Source organism: Nostoc sp. UIC 10890, assembly GCF_054786515.1.
This window is the reverse complement of sequence record NZ_JBSGKF010000184.1, coordinates 1-1,081: the sequence shown is the minus strand read 5'-3', so window position 1 is coordinate 1,081 and position 1,081 is coordinate 1. Positions and strand designations below refer to the sequence as shown.

Here is a 1,081-nt window from a genome sequence, read left to right as displayed (position 1 = left end):
CGCAGTGGTAGCAGCCCTGCTCAGCTCCTTTGAAGATATTCCTATTCCCTCCTCTGTTTGTTTTGCTGCAGAAGTGGGATTAAGTGGTGAAATCAGGGCCGTAAACAGAATTGAACAAAGAATTGCAGAGGCAGAGAAACTTGGATTTGAACAAATTATTGTCAGCAAATACAACCAAAAAGGGCTTAGACCCTCTTCCTTGAACATCCAAATCATCCCTTTAGGAAGAGTGGAAGAATTACATCAACTGCTCTTTTCCTAATGCAATAAGCCTATTTTTTTGTGCCATAGTTATCGTGCCCATGTCCGTTTATTTCTCTTTGTTTTTGGAGAAAAATACGGATGGCTATGCGGAAGTATAGCACGAGTTTTACTGAAAAATGCTTTTTGATTTTTTAAAAATTCTGTTCCCCCATCTGTGTGTAGGATGCGGATCACCACTCAGTACACCCAACCGTTTTGTGTGTGCCGCCTGCTACTTAACTTGGCCTTTTACGCATTTTGAAAGCATGCAGAATAACCCAATTGAAAGAATGTTCATCGGTAGAGGGGAACCAGCCGCGGCTGCAGCCTGCTGTTATTTTGCGCAACACTCTGCTGTACAAATGTTATTGCACCTTTTGAAGTACAAAAATATCCCTCAGGCAGGAGTTTTTATGGGAGAATGGATGGGGGCCAAATTGAAAACATCCAATCGATTTGATAAAATCGATCTTATTTGTCCGGTTCCCCTCAACCAACAAAAACGAAGAAAGCGCGGATACAATCAAACAGAAGAAATGGCAAAAGGCATTGTTCAAAGCTGGAACCAACCAAAAATTTGTCTGAACCTAATCAAAAAAACCTTTACAGAAAGTCAGACGCAAAAAACAAGAAGTGAACGGTGGGAAAATATGAAAGATGGTTTTTTCGTTCTACACCCAGAACAACTAAAAAACAAACATATTCTATTGATAGATGATGTGATTACGACCGGAGCAACTTTAGAGGCCTGCTTTCAAGCCCTTTCCAAAGCAAAACCTGCAAGTATTTCCATATCTGGATTTGCATGGGCTTCCAATATTTAATCGGAAAGCCTCAC

General features: G+C 40.7%; 2 protein-coding genes. Both read left to right on the top strand.

Annotation, left to right across the window (positions count from 1 at the left end):
• Window positions 1-262 (top strand): magnesium chelatase domain-containing protein (locus tag ACWATR_RS40305; protein ID WP_460346067.1); only part of this gene is annotated, 262 nt, incomplete at its 5' end.
• A 118-nt stretch (window positions 263-380) separates the two neighbouring features.
• Window positions 381-1,067, top strand: coding sequence for a ComF family protein (locus ACWATR_RS40300; protein ID WP_460346064.1), 687 nt, complete (start codon window positions 381-383; stop codon window positions 1,065-1,067).
• The last annotated feature ends 14 nt before the right edge of the window (window positions 1,068-1,081 follow it).